We start from the raw sequence: 17,422 nt of genomic DNA, 5'->3' as shown, positions 1-17,422 counted from the left end.
AAATCTGGAGGAAAAGTAAGGAGGAGTTACAGTGACAGGCCCATGTGATGTACAAAAGCCGATCTTGACCAAACAGACGCTGAAAGAGCAATTCCGTCATTGCGGCATATCGAAGGGACAGACGATATTCGTGCATACCTCGTTAAGCAAGATCGGGTTCGTGGTTGGCGGAGCCGAGACCTTAATTCGTGCTTTGCTTGAAATTGTCGGCGAGGAGGGGACTTTGATGATGCCCTCCCAAACCTGGAAGAATCTTGACCCTGCAACAGGTGTCCATTGGGAGGTGTCTCCCGAACATTGGCCCATCATTCGAGAGCACTGGCCTGCCTACGATAAAGAAATTACGCCAGCCATCGGGATGGGCGTTGTTGCGGAGATGTTCCGGAAATGGCCCGGAGCTGCCAGATCCAATCATCCGGCGAGATCCGTGGCTGCCGTAGGCAGGCATGCGGAATACCTTACGAAGGGGCATGATTTAAGCCAGATTTTTGGCAAAGGATCGCCGGTGGATAAGTTATATGAGCTTGACGGCCACATCCTGCTTATTGGAGTCGGATACGACAAGAACACCTCGCTGCACTTAGCGGAGACCAGAGCAGACTTTCCTGCAAAGCGGTTTACGGAGGAAAGCAGCGCGGTCATGATCGACGGAAAGAGAACATGGGTGACCTATCGCACTCAAGCTGTGGATGACGGGGATTTCATCGAATTGGGCCAGCATTATGATCGGGCTCACAACGTGGCGATTTACAAGGTCGGTGAGGCAGAGGTGCGCTTTCTGAGGCAAAGACAGCTCGTAGACTGGGCAGTTCAATGGATTGAGCTGCATCGGAAGGAGAAATAATCTTCAAATTTTTCATAAATGGATTGCTGGATATAGATCATTAATCTAAGATGTTTGATATAGACACAAAATATACATAAATTTCACTCTAAGGAGGCGTGTTTTTGAACAAGAAGCTTTATGCCAAAATCATTACTACAGCAGCCTTGCTCAGCACATTAGCTGCACCGGCATCTGCAACGACGTTCTTTGTCGATGTCGATGGTTCCTATGCGAAGGATTCCATTCAAAGGCTGGTTGAGCAAGGAATTGTTAGTGGCCGCGGGGACGGAAAATTCGACCCGACTGGACACATCGAAAGACAGGATTTTGCGATCATTCTCGCCAAAGCTCTAAATCTGGATATGGCCAGCGCGCCAGCAACTGCTACATTCAGTGATGTTCCTGCAGCTCATTACTCTTATGCCGCCGTCGAGGCCGCAGTGCAAGCCGGGCTTATTCACGGATACGGCAATCATCAGTTCGGCAATGGCAATAGTTTATCGCGGCAGGACATGGCCGTCATCTTCTGCCGAGCCCTTGGCGTAGATGCCAGCGGGAAGGGGGATCAGTTGACCTTTACCGATAAAGACGATATTTCAGACTATGCCAGGGATGCGGTAGCCGCAGCGCTCGAACTGGGTCTCATCAAAGGCAACACGGATGGCAGCTTTAACCCGCTTCAAAGTGCGGATCGCCAATCGGCAGCTCTCGTAGCTAGCAAGTTCCTGCAGAATATCGAAGAACAACGCAATTCCCGACAGACTCCTACCACCCCCTCAGATGGGAATACGCCTCCTTCACCAATCGAAACTTCAGTACCTACAGCACCTGAGACCAACACACCAGCAGACAATAGCAATATCAGCAACTCCGGCAGCAGCGGGAGCGGGGGCGGAACAGGTTCTGGAAGCGGTGGCGGCAGCGGAAGTGAAAGAGATACGACCGCGCCTGTCGTAAGCATCCTTTCGAGTACTCCTGTGTTTATAGGCAGCAGCCTAATCGCATCCAGCAACGAGACCGGCTTCTTGTACCTCGCTCCGAGAGAATATCAATCGGCAACTCTAGCAGACCTGGAAGTCCTCGTAGCTGAAGGTATTGCGAAGAAGGTACGAATTACAACCGCCAACACCCCAACGTCGATCGATACAGCCCAATTAGAGGCTGGAATCTATAATGTGTTTGCCGCAGATCAGGCCGGAAATCTGTCCAGACGCAGCTCGGACATAGAGCTAAGGCTGCCAATATCCTTGACTCTGGTAGCACCGGAAGCCAGCTTTGTACTTAACCACACCCTTGTTACCGATGAGGACATTGTGACCATTGGGGATGATCCTGTACGGGAAGGATATGACCCCTACAAATATCGCGATATCAGCAGCTTGATCCATGTTCAACGAGGGGATGAATCGCTTATACTGCAATACGGCCCTGACAAGGGTCATTTTCTAATACAGGAAAAGGGTACTACCGTCGGCTATATTCAAGTGACGTCAGAGTCTGAACACATTGAAGCTAAAAAAGCTAACGGCGGAGTGCAAATTCTCCTTAAGGAGGGCGCGAATGAGGACACGATCGCTTCCTTAAAGCTTACTCTCTTTGAAATTGACGCGGAAGTCAGCAGCGCGACTACCCTGCCTGTCATTTTGGATGCCGCGCCGCCGACGGTCACGAGCAGCGTCTACAGCAATGGAGCAATTACAATAACCGCAAACGAACCGCTGGCTCGGTATGGCGACTTCGAAATAAGCATCTCGCATGCGCCAGTTAATGACAGCGACAGCTATGAACTTCTGCCTCGGGAGCATTTCACTGTAGGTGTCGAAAATGGAACTATCGTCATTACTTTAAATGAAGAGGTTTTTAGTTCTCATCCGTTGCAGTCTGGCGATCAGTTGGAGATTGCCTTGAATGGGATCGGAGATTACGCTAAGAATATGATCCGTGATGAATGGATTCTTGTAGTCATTACGGAAAATTAACAACGGAGCTTACAAAGGCTGACTTCCCGGCTATATGGCCGGGGGATCAGCCTCTTTCCAATGGCTTGCTCTCCCCTAACAAGAAGCCCACGATTTCTGCATTTACCCGCTTAGGCTGTTCATGATTAATGCCATGGCCTGCATCCGGAATGATCTTGTACTGAAATTTCCCTTCCTCCAGTAGCCTCAGAAAGTCCCGCTGCAGCTCAATCCGGTAATCCCCTACGAGGAAAAATAGCTGACTCCCCGCAGCGCTCCCCTCCTCCCGATTGTATTTATCTATCTTGTGAACAAACATCGCCTGCTGGTTATGACTCCTCATCAGCAGCGCCAAATGATCCGTCAGCCAAGGGTATTGCACAAAAACCTCGGAGTGGGGCGAGCTAAGCTTTTTTAATATACGAAGTAAATTTTGATGGGTGGGAATACATATTTCCGGGAACATCATTAGCAGCGTCTGCACCATCGTCTTAAACGGCTTCGTCACCATCCCGCCCTCCATACAAACAGCTTTGTGCACTTTATGGCTGTGGGATGCCGTGTAATTGTACGCCATGTATGCCCCGTTAGAAACCCCTGCCAAATAGACGCGCTCATATTGAAAATGATTGATGATTTGGTTTATCCAGCCCGCCTGATCAAAGCTGCCTCTGGCAAAACGCTCGTTTGGAATGCTTCTGCCCGGACCGCCGAGCGTGTCTACGGCGATGCAATAAAAATGTCGGGACAACTCTTCAATGTTCAGAACCCACATCACCGCCGAGTTATCCCCCACCCCATGGAACAGCAATAAAGGGGGGAGGTCTGGACTGCCCGAAGTAATACAATGGGTCAGCCCATATTGGGTAGGGATATGATATTCCTGAAAATCGACAGGCCACATATCTAATATGCCTTGATAGGATTGAAGCACCTGCTGCTCGACGCGTTTATTTTTATACACTTTGACCATCCTGCCAATCCTCCTGCTTTATGATTTCCCTTTTAAAAAAGCATCCGCCTAGAATAAGAAATCGCCCTCCCATCTGCTATTCATATTGATGAAGGGCGATTCAGTGAAGTTTATTCTTGTTCTGTGGCGTCGCTGCGTTGTAAATTGCAACAGCGCTGCCCTAACTGCGGCTTTGCAACCATGAGCCATAGCATCACGATTTGCGCAGTTTTTTAGTATCCGCCTATTCCTGCTTAGGGTTGAACTCGTGAACCCAAACTCGCATCGTCGGTACCCAACGCATGCCGGGATGAATGGATAGGATCGACTGCTTATATTCTTCCAGGCTGACGTAACCTTCCTGCATGGCTTGCTCTTCCGTCAAATCGCCGAGAGCCTGGGAATAGACCTGTTCGATTACAAAATCTTGGCCCCCCAGCGTCATGACTTCTCCAACATCGGCGTATCGACCGTTGCGGCGAGTTGCTGTTTTCTGTCCTGCCAATACCTTCTCCACATCCGCCGGCAAAGTGACTAAACGTTCGATAGAACATGTCTTGGGTGGCAATGCATCGTGTTCTGCATGATTTTGCATATCGTTGTCCTCCTCGTCAATTTTTCCATTTAACTTTATCACAATTGTGAATTTGTCGTACAGCAAGCACTCTATCTTTCCACCAGTGCATCACCGCGCACTGTTAACGGCGAATAAGTCTTGGCCTTTTTAACGCCCCGCCTTGACTAATTTCATGTAATCCTCCAGCTTGGAGCTCTTGACGTAAATATCAGGGCTGATATGAGAGTACATAATATTGTTCTGTCTTACGTTCCAATAATGATTGACCGCGATAACCATGATCCTGTTCGCCTTATCCTCAAACACGCGTTGTCCGACTCCTTTGCCGTAAGTGTCTTGGCCTATAATCGTCACAACAGGCAAATAAGTGCTTAAGCCCATCGTCAATAATTCGGAGGCGCTCGCCGTATCTCCATCCACTAGAACATATATCTTTTTGAAGGCCACATAATCCGCGTCCGAGTAATAGCTGTCCGCATAGCCGTCCCGCTCGATCAGCATGCTGGTCACACATTCCGGCAGCAGTGCATCCAAAATGTTATTCGCGCTATCCATATTCCCCCCCGTATTCCCCCGCAGGTCAATGACTAGTTTCTTAGCTTCGGGATTTGGGATTTGGTCGAGATATTCAATGAACCTGTCGTCCGTATTGAAATTGAATTCGTAAATGCGAAAATAAGCGATAGTCCCTTGGTCTTCATAAATTACATCTTGTTCGATGCTCCCGGTTAACCTGTCGTATTCATCCCCATAAATCACGGAAGTGAACATATCCTGCGGATGCTTCGCACGCTCGATAACCGCTGCTATTTCCGCTGTTGTCATATCCTGCTTATCCAGTTCGGACAAAATTGTATCCACATCAGGACTACTGGCTATGTACAGATAATTATCTTGGAAAAAATGCTTGATCCGCTCGCCAAGTGGTCTCCTGCTATCTTGCAACAAATCCTCAATATATAAAGCCATAGAATTGCCGGAGTATAACTCCAGACTCTTCTCCCAATACTCCTCCGCCCTGTCGTATTCCTCTAACATATAGTAGGAATACGACAGCGTGGCGTACGCATCGTCGTCATTCGGGTCCAGCTCAACCACCCGCTCCATAGCCTGAATGGCCTCGGCGTAATGCTCTAAATCAAAGTGGCATTGCCCCGTAAACCATGGAATAAGGGAAGAGGAGAACTCTTGCTTCCCGGCTTCCTCGCCAAAGGCGATGCACTGATAATTTCTGCGGGCATTGTACAGCGCCCTCAGCTTGTTGATGCTGCTCTCTTCATGCTGAGGCTGGAGCTGAACGGCCTGGTCGTAGTACTTTGCCGCTTGGACGTACATGGAGCGGCCCATATGAGCGTCTCCCATGGCTATATGTATATCTGCATTAGAATGATCCTTCTGAACGGCTGCATCATAGCTGCTCTCCGCCTGTTCAAAGTCTCCCAACATACTATAAGACGCTATCATTTGCGCATAAACTTCCGTATGGCCGGGGAACCTCTCGGTCATGCTCCTATAGTGCTCTTTTAGAAGATTTATATCTTCCGTATATTCAAGTACACCAGCCTTTATGCGATATGCCTCATAATTATCCGGTTCCTGCCGAATAATATCATTCGCCAGACGGCTAGCTTCCTCATGCTGGTTCAGCTGGAGCAGGGTATATACTTTTCCTTCAAACCCATCCAAGTCGGTCTCATCCATACTCAAATAAATATCGAATTGCTCCAGTGCTTCCTCATACCGCCCCAAATCGTAAAACGATCTGCCCTTGCCATAATAAGCATACTTCTCATTTCCCATCGACAGAGCCTGATCAAAGCTCTCCAATGCTGCTTCATATTCGTTTAAACCGTACAAGGCATTTCCTTTATTCACATACTCCCAATCCTGATTCGGCAAAATGAGGAGTGACTTCTCCATGTACTCCAGGCCTTGTTCATAATCCTCCAATTCGTTATAGGCCCAGCCAAGATTGTTAAACGGGGCCCCCATATGATCGTCCAGCTTGATTTCATGATTCAAATCGATGAGGGCCGGCTCCATTTTATAAGCATAATCAATCGCCTTCTCCAAATACCCGATCGCCTCTTCATATTTGCCCTTCTCTACTAAGCGATGCCCTGTCGCATTATTTTTTATCATTTCCCCCCAATCCTTAGAACCTATGTAAGCAGACCACTGAGTACAAGCACTCAGCATTCCCAGCATGCAAATGCTAATCATAAAGCTACAAATCCAGATGATGCTTTTCTTCTTCAAGCTTTTCCCCCACTCTTCGCAGCAATTTAGTCTCTTTAATTTGATCCTCTATATCTTATCATGGAGCTGTCAGGGGAGGAATGACTTTCAAGTAAGATAATGGAATTTTCTGATAGCAGGCATTTTGCAATTGATCTATGTGCCAATGACCTTATAATGGAAGTTGATGTGATTTATCGATGAAATAGATGAGGTGGGAGCAAACATGACGGAGATTTACGGTGTTCAGCTAGAGCCGAATATTACCTCGCTCTCCATTTGGAGCCTTATCAAAGAGCTTCCCGCGGAGAGACAGGGGCGAATTCATAGATTTATGCGTAAGGAAGACGCGCTAAGAACATTAACGGGCGACATTCTCTCTAGACTGCTCATCTGCAGCAGGCTGGATATCAAGAACAGGGATATACAGCTGATTCAAAATGCTTACGGCAAGCCGTCGTTGAGGGAAGACTGCGGGCTGCATTTTAACAACTCCCATTCGGGCAAATGGGTAGTTTGCGCCGTAGACGAATCTCCTGTCGGCATTGATGTGGAAGAGGTAAAGGAGATGGATTTCGGCATCGCCGAGCGATTTTTCTCCAAGCAGGAGTGCTTTGATCTTCATAGGCGGCAGGATGAGGCAAAATTAAATTACTTTTTTGATTTGTGGACGTTAAAAGAAAGCTACATTAAAGCAGCGGGCATGGGGCTTTCCCTGCCGCTCGACTCCTTCTCCATTCGCGTCGGCCGCGAGCGGATCGAGCTGGATACCCGCAACGAACTCAACCGCTGCTCATTCAAGCAATATGATATCGATCCCGCATACAAGCTGTCCGTTTGTGCAATGCATGATCGGTTTCCTGATCATATCCGCATACTCAACATAGAAGAGCTGTACGAACGATTTATGGCTTATGTATGAGAATGATATAGACGAATTTTAGTGCTTGATATAACTCATAAATTCTCTCTTGCAAATAGATGACACATCACTTAATATAAAATGAATTCTATAAATGACACATCATCTATTAGGAGGAGATACATGTGACAACGATTCACATTTGGCATACGGGCGAAGTATACATTGATCGGGCACTTGCCTATCAAGAGAAGACCATACACCCCGCTCCGCACACTGGAATTTTCCGACCAAGCTCGAAGAAGAGTTGGCTTCCCGTGTCCGCTTATTTTATAAATCATCCTAAAGGAAACATCCTTGTAGATACAGGATGGAGCGAAACGATTCGCAACAATCCCCGGGGACACTTGGGTCTAGTCGCCAGCGCTCTATTCAAAGGGAAACTGCCGCCTGGGCAATCTGTACGGGAGCATTTGGAGACAATAGGGCTAAAGGATACCGATCTCGACTTCGTGCTCTTAAGCCATCTTCATTTAGATCATGTCAGTGGAGTTGAACATGTTCGTCATGCCAAGACGATATTAACGAGCAAGCCGGAGTGGGACGCGGCCAATAAAGACCTCGGTTATATTCGTTCGATGTGGCGAGGAGTGCCCGTTCAAACATTTGAACTAGAAGCGATTCCCTTCGGCCCTTATAATAAAGGTGTCGATTTGTTTCAAGACGGCTCACTCTATTTAGTGCACACTCCCGGCCACAGCAAAGGCCAATTTACAGTCATGGTACAGACGAGTAAAGGATGGGTGTTACTGATTAGCGATGTGGGTTATTCGAGACGTTCCTGGACGCAATTGGTATTACCGGGCGCTATAACAAATAAGGAAGAGGCAATCCAATCCCTTCGTTGGGTACAAGAGTTCTCGTTAAGAGACGATTGCAGACGGATTATCGCTAATCATGATCCTGAGGTTGCGCCGCAAATGATTACGTAATTATTTGGAGGGTTTTTCTATGCCACCACTATCTCGCTTCGAGGCCCAGCGGTTCCGCTATTATATTTTGGCTGCCCAGAGATTAGGAAGCCGACAGCTCAATGAATATATGAAAAAAATCAATTTAACCGCTTCTCAATCCGAGGTTATCCAAGTATTGAAGCAGTGGGAGCCTGTAAATCTGAAAGATCTCGGCTCATTGCTTGTATGTGAAACGGGGAGTCCGTCCAGGTTAATTGATAGAATGGTGCAAGATGGACTAGTAGATAAAATCACCGATCCGACAGACGCCAGATACGTGTTATTACAACTAACTGACCTTGGCAGGGAAAAGCACGAGGAAATTGTACATTTTGAAAACACACTGCATGAGGATCTAGGAACATTGTTCTCTGATGAAGAGTTATCTGCCGTAAGCGTCACGCTAGAGAAATTGTTGTCCTATTACCCCATCGCTACAACTCTGCGAAATCGCAAGCTCATGAAATCGTCTGAAGAGAATAACTAAAGTTAACTTCTAGGGAGTATCCCCCTATAACACGAGAATACTCCCTAGAAGTTAGGATTTATAAAAGCTGCCTTTCATCATCAGAAGCACACTAGATGCACGAACACGTTCATCAACCATTCCCATTCCGTTTCTAAATCGAGCCCAAGATGAAATACAGTAGGAAGAAAAACGCAATCATATACATCGTCATCGACACCTCTGCCCGGCGCCCCGTCACCCACTTCACAATCGGATAAGCGATGAAGCCGAACGCAATACCGTTAGCGATGCTAAAGGATAAGGGCATGATCGCCAGCATCATGTAAGCCGGAAACGCTTCGGTAAAGTCGTCGAAAGGCACTTCCTTAATCGACATAATCATTAGGCACCCCACAATGATCAACACTGGCGCAATAGCGCTGTTCGGGATGACCTTGAATAAGGGTATGAGGAACAGGGCCGGGATAAACAGCAATCCTGCGGTAAGGGAGGTAAGCCCTGTTCTGCCGCCGGATGCAACGCCGGTCGCTCCTTCCGCTGCCGTCGTCATCGGACTGCATCCGAGCAGACCAGCGCAGATCACCGATAGGGAGTTCGCCTGGAACGATCTTCGGAACTTCGACTTATTCGGAAGCATGCCCAGCTGGGCCCCCATATTTTGAAAAATGATGACCATCGATAGCGAGAACACCGCCGTCCAAAATTGGAAGGTGCCGATCCCGCTGAAATCCAATGCTAGGAAAAGCTCACTGTACCCGCCAAAAGAAATGCTGAAATCACGCAGCACCGAGAAATCAACAATGCCTAGCACCGCGCCGATTCCCGTTCCGGCAATAATCGCAATCAAGAAATTCCCCTTCACATTGCGCAAAAATAACGGAAGTGCGATGACCAAGGCCAGGATCGTTGTAAGTGCGTGAGGGTCACTAAGATTAGCCAAGCTCACAAAGGTGCTTTCGTTCGCTACGATCAACCCGCCGTTTTTCAGGCCTAAAAAGGCAATAAAAAAACCGATTCCTGCCGTCATCGCATGAATCATCGACTTGGGAATCGAGCGGGATAAATAATCGGCCCACTTCGTCACCGAAGTAACCATGAATACAAGCCCCGCGACGAAGACTGCAGCAAGGGCCTGCTGCCAAGTTAACCCTAACGAAAATACGAGCGTAAATACAAAAAATGCATTATCTCCCATCCCCGGGACAAGAATCAGGGGCGAGTTTGCCCACAGCGCCATCAGCATACAGCCGATGAAGGAGCAAATGACTGTCACAATCGTGGCAGCTTCATACGGCATCCCTACCATACTCAGAATGGCGCCATTCACCGCTATGATGTAAGCCACTGTCATAAACGTAGTTAATCCAGCGACCATTTCTGTGCGTATCGTTGTTTTCTCCTCTTGAAGATGAAACCATCTTTCCAATCTGCTATCCAAGTCTGAACACCTCTTTATTTAGCACTACAACCCACCCGCTGCACTGTTGCGCCAATTTCTCCGCTTCTCGCCCTCTAATCGTCCAATGGATGTATTATTGCAGGAAATCCCCGGCAAATCGTCGCCCATCCCACACACATGCCTCATCATCAAATGATTCTAAAAAGGGAGCTGAAGGTCTTTAACGACTCCAGCCCCCTCGTCCCTGCTATAATGCTCTAAAGCTGAATGCCTAACGTTTCCCTACCTCGTAAGGCTCTCCTAACGCCTTCGGGGCGCGGGCTTTACCTACTGCGCCAATTAAGACGAGCATGGTCAGGACATACGGCAGCATGTAGAAAAATTCATTTGGAATACGAGCGGCAAACTCGAAAATTTGCAGCTGATCTTTGACGGCTTGTGCCAAGCCAAAGAATAAGGAGGCCAGCATGGCGCCAACCGGGTTCCACTTGCCGAAAATGACCGCGGCCAGCGCGATGTAACCTTGCCCGGAAATCGTGTTGAATGCGAAGTTGCCGTTGGAGGTCAGTACGATCGTTGCTCCGCCCAGCGCTGCAATCGAGCCGCTGAGAATGACGGCCATGTAACGCATCCGGTTGACCTTGACCCCTACCGTATCTGCGGCGCCCGGATGCTCGCCGACCGCGCGAAGTCTGAGCCCGACAGCCGTTCTATAAAGAATGAAGTAGATGACAATCACGAAGGCAATCGCGATATATGTCGTCGGATAGTTGTTGAAGAACGCATTGCCGATGAACGGAATATCGCTTAAGAACGGAATTCTGAATTTATGGAATACCGTGGTCAGCAGCGGGCTTTCCGCCGAGCCTTGAAAGATTAGTTTCACTAGGAAAAAGGTCGAGCTCGCCGCGAGGATATTAATAACTACCCCGCTGACAACCTGGTTGGCCTTGAACCTGATCGTAGCTATCGCATGAATACTGGAGAATAGCGCCGTGAATACGAAGGCTCCAATCACCCCAAGCCAAGGCGACAGCCCGCCGAGACCTGCCGACTCAGCATAGTAAGCAATAATCGCGGAGAAGAAAGCTCCGGACACCATGAAGCCTTCCAGTCCAATATTGATGACGCCCGAACGTTCGGATATAAGACCGCCAAGAGCCGCAAAGATAAAGGCCGTGGAAAATACGAGCGTCCCATTAATGAGATTGCTGATAATGTCCATCACTTACACCTTCTTCTTCATTTTATTAGTGAGCGGGCGGAAGAAGAGCTTCACAATGCCCGGTGCGGCAACGAAAAAGATAATGAAGCCAATCACCATTCGAATGATCTCGCCTGGCACTTCCGCGCCAAAGCTCATTCCTTGCGATCCATAGGTAAGGGCTCCAATCAGCATCCCGGAAAGAAGCACACCGAGAGCTGTATTTCCGCCAAGCAGCGCTACCGCGATTCCATCAAAACCGAGGCCGGAGGTTACCGAGTTAATGGCGATGTATTTAAATACGCCGAGCACCTCAAATGTACCGACCAAGCCGCCAAATACGCCGGAAATAAACATCGTACGCACCATAACATTCGATACCTTCATCCCCGCATACTCGGCCGCATCTGGATTAAGTCCGACAGCCCGCAGCTCATAGCCCCATTTGGTTCTATTCAAATAAATGTGATAGAAAATGACGGCCAGGATGGTGATCAGAAATCCCCAGTGAATACGCGCACCGCCCATCAGCTGAGAGAGCCAGCCTATCTGAATGCTTGCCGATTCTTGAATCATCGCTGAACGCTGTGTGCCTGCTTGCGGCATAAACGTACGAATCATGTAATGGCTAAAATAGAGGGCAATAAAGTTAAACATGATACTCGTGATAACCTCGTTGATGCCCCGCTTCGCCTTAATATACCCCACGAGCGCACCCCACAATCCTCCGAGTATCGCTCCGAATACGACAGCGACTACCGCATGCAGCAGCGGAGGCAAGCTTAGCTTCGTTCCCACAATCAGCGCACCGAGCGAGCCCATGATGATCTGGCCATCGACCCCGATATTGAACAATCCAGCACGGAAGGCAATACCTACTGCCAGACCGCACATGACGAGAGGAACGATCGTGCGGAGCGCTTCCCCTAAGTCATAACTGCTTCCGAAAATTTTTGTCACAAGAGATTCATAAGCGAGCAGCGGATCATACCCGCCGATCAGCATAATCAGCGCACCCAATAATAGACCAATGATAATAGAGACAACAGGAATAACAGCAGACTCACGCCTGAAAATACTCATTATTTTATTCATGTGCGCCATCTCCTTCATGCTTACCTGCCATCATTAACCCAAGCTGTTGATCATTTGTCGATTCCGGCGTTGTCTCGCCGACGATCTGTCCTCCGAACAGGACGAGAATACGATCAGCTACATTCAATATTTCCTCCAGCTCAAAGGAGATGAGGAGAACAGCCTTCCCCTGATCTCGCTGAGCAATGAGCTGCTGATGCACAAATTCGATTGCCCCGACGTCCAAGCCCCGCGTTGGCTGAGCAGCGATAAGAACCTGAGGCTTCTTGTCAATTTCGCGGGCGATAATCACTTTCTGCTGGTTTCCTCCAGACATAGAACGAACCATTGTATCAATACTTGGCGTCCGTATATCAAATTCCTTGACAAGACGCTCAGCCATGGTATCCCTTGACTTCTCATTAATGAAGCCGCGTTGATTAAGCTCAGGATGATCATAGGTTTGCAAAATTATATTTTCACTGACTGTAAAGTCTAGAACGAGTCCATGTTTATGCCGATCCTGCGGAATATGCGACAATCCGCTTTCCGAGATGACGCGCGGAGATTGATGAGTGACGCTCTTGCCTTGCAGCAGAACATCCCCTGATTTAATGCTGCGCATTCCTGTAATCGCTTCGATCAATTCCGTCTGGCCGTTGCCATCCACTCCGGCAATCCCGACGATTTCACCTGCACGAACGGAGAAGGACAGTCCATCTACTGCATTTTTTCCCTTTCCGCTCTCAACGACCAAATCCTTTACCTCAAGTAATTTATCCCCAGGTTGGGCAGCTTTCTTCTCCGTCTTGAAGTTAACGGCTTTCCCTACCATTTTCTCCGCCAGTTCCTGCGGGTTGGTCTTAGCGACTTCAACGCTCTCAATGACTTTTCCTCGACGAATAATCGTGCAAGTATCTGCAATTTCCATAATTTCTTTAAGCTTGTGCGTAATGAGTACGATCGATTTGCCTTCGGCAACGAGACGTCTCATGATCTCAAGCAGTTCGCTGATCTCTTGAGGCGTAAGCACCGCGGTCGGCTCATCAAAAATAAGAATGTCCGCGCCCCGATAGAGTGTCTTGATAATTTCTACGCGCTGCTGCATGCCGACACTGATCGACCCGATCGTAGCCATGGGATCAACATCCAGCCTATATTGCTCGGACAGTTTTTTGACCTGCGCGCTGGCCCCCCTAATATCGATCTTCATCCCCTTCTTCGGCTCCATGCCAAGAATGATATTCTCTGTTACCGTAAAGGGCTCGACCAATTTAAAATGCTGGTGCACCATCCCAATGCCGAGATCGATCGCCTTAGTCGGGCTGTCGATCACTTCCTTTTGCCCGTTGACGTAAATTTCGCCTTCATCCGGCTGATATAGTCCAAAAACAATGCTCATCAAGGTCGATTTTCCGGCGCCATTCTCTCCGAGCAAAGCATGGATTTCACCGCGTTTCAATTGAAAACTGATCGAATCGTTGGCCACTACTCCGGGGAATCTCTTCGTGATTCCTTTCAGCTCTAATGCAATATCCGCCTTAGTCAAAGTAGACCCCTCCATCAAAGTTTCCGTCCCCTATCACACCAGGTCCTGGGTGACAGGGGACGAATTTTATTATTCTACAGGTACAACAATTTCGCCGTTAACAATCTTTTGACGATACTCTTCAACCTTAGCCAGCACGTCAGGGGCTACATTCTTATCGGAGGTCGGAGCAATATCAACACCGTTCTCCTTCAGACCCATCAGCGTGACTTGACCTGCCGGGAAATTGCCCTCCGCTAAACTCTTGGAAATTTGGTAAACAGCTTCATCTACTTTTTTCACCATGGAAGTCAGTGTTACATCATCGCCGAAGATCAAGGATTGGTCTTTATCGACTCCGATTACCCACACTTTGCCGCCCTTGCTGTTGCGCTCCTTCGCTTCGTTAAATACGCCGTTACCCGTCAAGCCCGCGGCGTGGAAAATAATATCGGCACCATCGTTATAAATTGTGGAGGCTGCTGATTTGCCCATATCTACCCGGTTGAACAAGCCTGTGTAGTTGACAATCAACTTGGCATCCGGATTAACCGCTTTAATCCCTTCGCGGAAACCAACTTCAAAACGTTTGATAACCGGAATCTCCATACCGCCTACAAATCCAATTTTGTTCGTCTTGGTGGTAAGACCTGCGATAACCCCTACCAAGAAAGATCCTTCTTGCTCCTTAAAGGATACCGACGCAACGTTAGGCAAGGTCAGGTCGGAGTCCACGATCCCGAACATCGAATTCGGGTTCTCGTTAGCCAACTGAGTCACAGCATCCGCCAGTGTAAATGCGGTAGCCCACGTCAGGTCGTAGTTCGCTTTGACGAATTGATTCAGGTTCGGAACAACATCCGCGTCGGTTTTTGGCTCCAAGTATTTTACTTCGAAGCCATAGTCCTTCTTCAACTGTTGAAGTGCTTCCCATGCGCTTTGGTTAAAAGATTTATCATTGACGCTTCCAAGGTCAGTAACCATACCTACTTTAAGCTTCTTGATCTCTTGCTGATTGCCGTTGCCAGCAGGCGTATTCGCATTCCCCGCATTCTGATTTGTACCCTTCTGTCCGCATGCCGTGAGCACCAGCATAAATACCAACAGCAGAGGCAATACGGTTTTCATTGTCTTTTTCATTTTGATGTTCCTCCCTAATGTTCATTTGTCTTTGGATCTTACTTTAATGATTGCTTACAGCCATTCAGAAGCTAACTAGAAGCTGCTTTGCTTAGCTCCGTTACCACTGCCACTTAACTCCCCCAGGAAGCTTTCTCCCAACCTCGGCTTGTCTACCCCAAAGTTCTCGGCAATCGTGGCCGCCAGATCTGCGAACGTGCTTCTCGTTCCAATCGAAATGGCTTGATCCGCAAGCGCAGGATTGTAGATCAGAATCGGAACATATTCCCGGGTATGATCAGTGCCTGGGCTCGTAGGGTCGTTTCCATGATCCGCCGTAATGATGAGCAAATCGCGTTCTCCTGTCTGCTGCATCAGCTTTGGAATATACCGGTCGAACTCCTCCAAGCAAGCTGCATAGCCCTCGGGATCGCGTCGGTGACCGTATAAGGAATCGAAGTCCACTAAATTTGTAAAGAGTAAGCCTTTAAACGAACGCTGCAACAACCGGATCGTTGTTTCAATACCGTCTAAATTATTCTTTGTTGGAAAGGACTCCTTTATTCCTTGTCCTGTAAATATATCATAAATTTTACCAACAGAGATAACATCATATTCAGCAGCATGCAAGTAGTCCAAAACCGTGCTTCCGAATGGAGATAGCGCATAATCGTGGCGATTCGGCGTTCGGACGAAACCGCCGGGCTGCCCTACATATGGCCTTGCAATTACACGTCCTACTACATACGGATCGTGAAGCGTTAATTCCCGAGCAATTTCGCAAGCACGGTACAGCTCCTCCAAAGGAATAACTTCCTCGTGAGCAGCGATTTGAAATACGCTATCCGCCGAGGTGTACACGATCCAGGAGCCCGTCCTCATCTGCTCCTCACCGTATTCATCGAGAATTTCCGTTCCCGAGGACGGCTTATTGCCAATGACCTTACGTCCGGTCATTTCTTCGAACTTCCCGATCAGCTCAGGAGGGAATCCATTCGGATACACTTGAAACGGCACCTCTACCTTGAGCCCCATCAGCTCCCAATGACCGGTCATCGTATCTTTGCCCACGGACACCTCTGCCATTTTTCCATAGCTGGCCAATGGTTTCCCGACCTCAGGAACAGCAGACAGCGAAGCAATATTGCCTAGACCAAGGGCCGTGAGATTTGGCAAACTGATCGTAGGAACCTGCTCGCAAATGTGGCCAAGCGTATGGCTGCCTTCATCCCCGAAGGCCGGGGCGTCCGGCAAAGCGCCAATCCCTACGCTATCCATGACAATGACGCATATTCGTTCATATTTCATACCATTACCTCGATTCTGTATATAACAAAAGTGCTGCTATGCAATGTTTTCGTTAAATCATGCTACAATAAACAGTAGGGCTGCTTTACAATCTCATAACCAAACTGTTCACATAACGAAACCGAAAGGACGTAGAATTCATGATTGATAACATCTCAGACATTCATATTTTTTCTGGCCTTCCTGAGGAAGATTTGCAATATATCGTTCCGTTTCTCAAGGAAAGGCAATTCAAGAAGAACCATATTCTTATGTTTGAGAATGACGAGAGTGATGAAATCTACCTTCTACGCTCAGGCATGGTTAAAATTTACCGCATGTACGAAGGTAAAGAAGTGGTCCTTAGCATTACGACGCCTGGTGACATTATCGGCGAAGTTGAATCGCTATCGAACAGCTATCATCGAATTTCCTCGATTGAAGCGCTGGAGAATGTCTCCGTCTGGCAACTGTCGGGTCAGGACTTCCTGCACATTGTCGATAAATACCCTATTGTTCTTAGAAACGCTTACAAAATTCTTGTAGAACGCACCCGGATGCTCAATCGTATGATCCGCTACTTAACCTTCTATGACGTTCGCGGCAAAGTCGCTAACATCATCATGGATCTTTATTATAATTTTGGAACGGTAGAAGAGAGCGTTTACAAGATAAACCTGAAAATTAACCAATCCCTGCTCGCCAATATGATCGGTATCACCAGAGAATCGATTTCCAAAACGTTAGGTGAATTTCAAGCCGAAGGACTCATCGATATTCGTGATAAGTATCTATACCTCCTTGATATGAAACTGTTAGAATCCATTTGTCATGAAACGGAAGAGTTCCCTACGCTTCGCAAGTGGTATAACAATTAGGCGTGCCTATTGCTCTCAATATAACAATGATAGCGCTT

At 48.0% G+C, this 17,422-nt stretch carries 15 protein-coding genes; 6 read left to right on the top strand and 9 right to left on the bottom strand.

The genetic code is table 11. The features are described from left to right. Window positions 1-31: 31 nt before the first annotated feature. Window positions 32-844 carry an AAC(3) family N-acetyltransferase gene (locus tag CZ379_RS05700; protein WP_110930778.1) on the top strand — a complete coding sequence of 271 codons (813 nt, stop codon included), beginning with the start codon at window positions 32-34 and terminating at the stop codon, window positions 842-844. 104 nt (window positions 845-948) lie between these two features. Then, complete coding sequence (locus CZ379_RS05695; protein WP_199925484.1) at window positions 949-2,805, top strand: S-layer homology domain-containing protein; 1,857 nt, start codon at window positions 949-951, stop codon at window positions 2,803-2,805. A 46-nt stretch (window positions 2,806-2,851) separates the two neighbouring features. On the opposite strand, the gene CZ379_RS05690 is transcribed toward CZ379_RS05695, so the two are convergent. The 3 genes from CZ379_RS05690 to CZ379_RS05680 all read right to left on the bottom strand — a co-directional run bounded on the left by CZ379_RS05690 (window position 2,852) and on the right by CZ379_RS05680 (window position 6,455). Beyond that, entirely contained in the window at window positions 2,852-3,757 is a 906-nt protein-coding gene (locus tag CZ379_RS05690; protein WP_110930776.1) for an alpha/beta fold hydrolase, read from the bottom strand. A 223-nt stretch (window positions 3,758-3,980) separates the two neighbouring features. Further along, window positions 3,981-4,331, bottom strand: a complete 351-nt coding sequence (locus CZ379_RS05685; RefSeq protein WP_110930775.1) for an ASCH domain-containing protein — start codon at window positions 4,329-4,331, stop codon at window positions 3,981-3,983. Between the two features lie 129 nt (window positions 4,332-4,460). Further along, window positions 4,461-6,455: a tetratricopeptide repeat protein gene (locus tag CZ379_RS05680; protein WP_199925483.1), complete on the bottom strand. Its 1,995-nt coding sequence runs from the start codon at window positions 6,453-6,455 to the stop codon at window positions 4,461-4,463. 322 nt (window positions 6,456-6,777) lie between these two features. Between CZ379_RS05680 and CZ379_RS26925 the strand changes: the two genes are divergently transcribed. The 3 genes from CZ379_RS26925 to CZ379_RS05665 all read left to right on the top strand — a co-directional run bounded on the left by CZ379_RS26925 (window position 6,778) and on the right by CZ379_RS05665 (window position 8,913). Next, the gene (locus CZ379_RS26925) at window positions 6,778-7,473 is read left to right on the top strand and encodes a 4'-phosphopantetheinyl transferase family protein (protein WP_110930773.1); all 696 of its coding nucleotides are present in this window, start codon (window positions 6,778-6,780) and stop codon (window positions 7,471-7,473) included. Window positions 7,474-7,598: 125 nt separating this feature from the next. Next, window positions 7,599-8,405, top strand: coding sequence for an N-acyl homoserine lactonase family protein (locus CZ379_RS05670; RefSeq protein WP_234404829.1), 807 nt, complete (start codon window positions 7,599-7,601; stop codon window positions 8,403-8,405). 19 nt (window positions 8,406-8,424) lie between these two features. Further along, complete coding sequence (locus CZ379_RS05665; protein ID WP_110930772.1) at window positions 8,425-8,913, top strand: MarR family winged helix-turn-helix transcriptional regulator; 489 nt, start codon at window positions 8,425-8,427, stop codon at window positions 8,911-8,913. Window positions 8,914-9,046: 133 nt separating this feature from the next. Here the strand turns inward: CZ379_RS05665 and CZ379_RS05660 are convergent, their stop codons facing one another. The 6 genes from CZ379_RS05660 to CZ379_RS05635 all read right to left on the bottom strand — a co-directional run bounded on the left by CZ379_RS05660 (window position 9,047) and on the right by CZ379_RS05635 (window position 16,527). Next, entirely contained in the window at window positions 9,047-10,333 is a 1,287-nt protein-coding gene (locus tag CZ379_RS05660; RefSeq protein WP_110930771.1) for an NCS2 family permease, read from the bottom strand. 232 nt (window positions 10,334-10,565) lie between these two features. Then, window positions 10,566-11,519: an ABC transporter permease gene (locus CZ379_RS05655; RefSeq protein WP_110930770.1), complete on the bottom strand. Its 954-nt coding sequence runs from the start codon at window positions 11,517-11,519 to the stop codon at window positions 10,566-10,568. A gap of 3 nt (window positions 11,520-11,522) precedes the next feature. Then, the gene (locus tag CZ379_RS05650) at window positions 11,523-12,593 is read right to left on the bottom strand and encodes an ABC transporter permease (protein WP_110930769.1); all 1,071 of its coding nucleotides are present in this window, start codon (window positions 12,591-12,593) and stop codon (window positions 11,523-11,525) included. Continuing rightward, window positions 12,586-14,121, bottom strand: a complete 1,536-nt coding sequence (locus CZ379_RS05645; RefSeq protein ID WP_324616361.1) for an ABC transporter ATP-binding protein — start codon at window positions 14,119-14,121, stop codon at window positions 12,586-12,588. Before CZ379_RS05645 ends, CZ379_RS05650 begins: the two co-directional genes overlap by 8 nt. 69 nt (window positions 14,122-14,190) lie before the next feature. After that, entirely contained in the window at window positions 14,191-15,240 is a 1,050-nt protein-coding gene (locus tag CZ379_RS05640) for a BMP family ABC transporter substrate-binding protein (protein ID WP_110930767.1), read from the bottom strand. Window positions 15,241-15,315: 75 nt separating this feature from the next. Then, complete coding sequence (locus CZ379_RS05635; RefSeq protein WP_110930766.1) at window positions 15,316-16,527, bottom strand: phosphopentomutase; 1,212 nt, start codon at window positions 16,525-16,527, stop codon at window positions 15,316-15,318. A 140-nt stretch (window positions 16,528-16,667) separates the two neighbouring features. On the opposite strand from CZ379_RS05635, the gene CZ379_RS05630 reads away from it, so the two are divergent. Further along, window positions 16,668-17,384, top strand: a complete 717-nt coding sequence (locus tag CZ379_RS05630) for a Crp/Fnr family transcriptional regulator (RefSeq protein ID WP_110930765.1) — start codon at window positions 16,668-16,670, stop codon at window positions 17,382-17,384. Window positions 17,385-17,422: the final 38 nt, after the last annotated feature.

Source organism: Paenibacillus bouchesdurhonensis, from assembly GCF_900155685.1.
Lineage (GTDB): Bacteria > Bacillota > Bacilli > Paenibacillales > Paenibacillaceae > Fontibacillus > Fontibacillus bouchesdurhonensis.
Note: the sequence above shows the minus strand (reverse complement) of the source record. Positions and strands in the feature narration are given on the sequence as shown.